General features: G+C 70.9%; 3 protein-coding genes. 1 reads left to right on the top strand and 2 read right to left on the bottom strand.

Features of this window, described 5'->3' with window-relative positions:
• The first annotated feature begins 173 nt into the window (after nucleotides 1-173).
• Nucleotides 174-1,493: a M14 family zinc carboxypeptidase gene (locus G3I65_RS19895; protein ID WP_160697444.1), complete on the top strand. Its 1,320-nt coding sequence runs from the start codon at nucleotides 174-176 to the stop codon at nucleotides 1,491-1,493.
• A gap of 1 nt (nucleotide 1,494) precedes the next feature.
• On the opposite strand, the gene G3I65_RS19890 is transcribed toward G3I65_RS19895, so the two are convergent.
• Nucleotides 1,495-2,532: a methyltransferase domain-containing protein gene (locus G3I65_RS19890; RefSeq protein WP_160697443.1), complete on the bottom strand. Its 1,038-nt coding sequence runs from the start codon at nucleotides 2,530-2,532 to the stop codon at nucleotides 1,495-1,497.
• An 82-nt stretch (nucleotides 2,533-2,614) separates the two neighbouring features.
• Nucleotides 2,615-3,129: PadR family transcriptional regulator (locus tag G3I65_RS19885; protein WP_203612436.1), on the bottom strand; the 515-nt coding region annotated here is incomplete at its 5' end.

Below are 3,129 nucleotides of genomic sequence, written 5' to 3'. Positions count from 1 at the left end.
CGGGGCGGCACTTTCACGTGAAAGTGCCGCCCCGCCGCGCGCCGGGCGGATCTCCCGACTCGCGACTTTCGGGGGTGTGCCGGGTTTGCCCGCACCGACACACTGTGCGTGCCGGTGCGGTGACCAAGGGTTCCCGCCGGACCTCCATCCGTGCGGCGTGAGGAGATCCTCCGATGGTGTCAAGGTCCCTGTCCCGGCTCGCCCTCGCGGCGACCGGGGTCCTGCTCACCACCCTGCTCGGCGGCACCGCCACCGCGCAGCCGGCGGACACGCCGGTCTTCTGGCGCGTGCCGGCGACCGCCGCCCAGGCGCAGGCGCTGACCGAAGCCGGTTTCGACGTCGAGGAAGGCGACGCCGGTGCGGTCTACGTCGTCGGCGGCCAGGGCGTCGCGAACCAGCTGCGGGCGCGCGGCTTCCGGCCGTCGTTCTTCGACACCGTCTACAAAGAACTCCCGGCGCAGGGGAACGCGCTGGCGGCCGACACCTACTACGGCGGGTACCGGACGGTCACCGCGCACGAGAACCACCTCGCGCAGGTCGCTTCCGCGCACCCGGACCTGGCCACGAAGTACACGATCGGCCAGTCGTGGAAGAAGACCAAGGGCCAGGGCGGCCACGACATCCAGGCGCTGTGCCTAACAAAGAAGCAGGCCGGCGACTGCACGCTGTCGACGACGTCGCCGAAGCCGAAGTTCTTCCTGATGGCCCAGATCCACGCGCGCGAGCTGTCCACCGGCGAGCTCGCTTGGCGCTGGATCGACTACCTCGCCGACGGCTACGCGACCGACGCCACCGCGAAGTCCATTTTGGACACGACCGAGGTGTGGGTGGTGCCGATCGCCAACCCCGACGGCGTCGACATCGTCGCTTCCGGCGGCAACTCGCCCAAGCTGCAGCGCAAGAACGCGAACAACAGCCGCGGCGGCTGCACCGGCACGAACATCGGCGTCGACCTCAACCGCAACTCCACGTTCAAGTGGGGCGGCGACTCGAACTCCGCGTGCTCGGAGACCTACCAGGGCGTGAGCGCGGGGTCCGAGCCCGAGGTGCAGGCGCTGGAGAAGCTGGCCCGCGCGATCTTCCCGGACCAGCGCGGCACCGGCGACAACGACCCCGCGCCGGCCACCGCCAAGGGCACGATGATCACGCTGCACAGCTACGGCAACGACATCATCATCCCGTGGGGCTTCACCCAGGCCACCTCGCCGAACGACGCGCAGTACCGCAAGCTCGGCGCCAAGTACTCGGCGTCCAACGGCTACCTCGTCGGCACCAACGAGGAAACCGTCGGCTACGACACGACCGGCACCACCGACGACTTCACCTACGGCGAGCTCGGCGTCGCCAGCGTGACGTTCGAGGTCGGCAGCTCGAGCGGCACCTGCGGTGGCTTCCTGCCGAAGTACACCTGTGTCGACAGCACGTTCTGGCCGAAGAACAAGGGCGCGCTGATCACGGCCGCGAAGGCCGCGGCGGCGCCGTACCAGCAGTAGTTCAGGGCCGACAGGCGTAAACGCAGTTCTGCGGACGCGGGGATTCGAGCACTTCGACGTGCCGGAACCCCGCGTTCGCGAGCATTTCGCGGGCTTTTTCGGTGCCCCACATGGCACCCAGCGCGGCGCCGCCTTCGGCCAGCGATGTCGTCGTGCAGTACATCAGGCTGATCGAGTAGCACAGCGCGGCCAGCGGGTTCCCGACGTTCTTGGCGACGTCGCTGGAGAAGTTCGTGTCCACCATGAAGAACAGGCCGTCGCCGGCCAGCGCTTCCCGGACCCGCCGCAGCACGACGTCCGGCCGGTCCTGGTCGTGCACGGCGTCGAACGCGGTGATCACGTCGTAGGGCGGGTCGGCGGCCAGCTCGGCGGCGTCCCCGACGGCGAACTCGGCGTTCGGCAGGTCGTGGGTGAGTTCCCGGGCCTGCTCGACGACGCCGGGGTTGATGTCGAGCCCGGTGAACCGCGACGCGGGGAACGCCCGCGCGGCGACGGCGATGGCGTTCCCGGTGCCGCAGCCGAGGTCGAGCACGCGCGCCCCGGCGGTGAGCCGCTCGTTCAGGCCGGGCACCGCGCCGAAGAAGCCGTCGACGAGGTGTTCGCGGTAGATGTGCTTCCAGCTGTCGCCGGTTTTCGCGCCGAGGGTCTCGAGGTAGGGCCCGTACGCCGACCGCGGGACGCCGCCGCCTTCGGCGAACGCGCGTTCCAGGTCGGGAAGGATGCCGGTGAAGGCGCTCAGGGTGAGCAGGGACGGCATCAGGTTCGACGCCGTTTCGCCGAGCAGGAACTTCGCGTGCTCGGGCGGGAAGGTGTACTCGCCGGCGTCGTGGGTGAAGATGCCGCCGGTGACCATGGCCCCGAGCCACTCCCGGACGTAACGCTCGTGCAGCCCGGCGCGTTCGGCCAGCCCGGCGCTGGTGGCGGGGCCCTGCGCGGCGGCTTCGAAGAGCCCGGTGCGGTGGCCGACGCCGATCAGCATGGTGAGCGCGCTGCCGGTCATGGTCGCCGTCAGGTGCGCGGCGAAGTCCTGTTCCTCCATGGGATGAGCCTAGGATGCGGCGCCGCGGGTCGTGAGTGTTCAGTCGGGTTCTAACCCGACCAAACACTCACGACCCCGGCGGTCAGGCTTCCTCGTTCTCCAGGCCCGCGTCGGCGAGCACCGCGTAGACCCGGCGACGGGCGTCGGCGAGGATCTTCTTCACCTCCGCCACCTGCGCTTCGGTGCCGCTGTGCCCCACCTGGGCCGCCGCGCCGGACAGCTCGCCCAATGCGTGCCACAGGGTCGCGAAGCGGTCGGCGTTCGGCTCCTCCTCGGGCTCGCCCCACAGCTCGGCGAACTCCGCCTCCCGCCCGGCGACGTGCTCACGGCCCGCGTCGGTCAGCTCGGCGACGCGGCGGCCGCCCGTCTCGACCGTGTGGACCAGGCCTTCGTCCTCCAGCTGCTGCAGGATCGGGTACACCGAGCCGGGGCTCGGGCGCCACCGCTCGTTCGTGCGGCGGCGGATCTCCTGCATCAGCTGGTAGCCGTGCATCGGCTCCTCGGCGAGCAGCGCCAGCACGGCCGGGCGCACCGGACGCGCCGGCGGCCGTCCGCCGCGGAACTCCCGGACCCGCTGCCACGGGCCGCCACCGCCCC

Source organism: Amycolatopsis sp. SID8362 (assembly GCF_010550475.1).
In the GTDB taxonomy this organism is placed as follows: Bacteria; Actinomycetota; Actinomycetes; order Mycobacteriales; family Pseudonocardiaceae; genus Amycolatopsis; species Amycolatopsis eburnea.
Note: the sequence above shows the minus strand (reverse complement) of the source record. Positions and strands in the feature narration are given on the sequence as shown.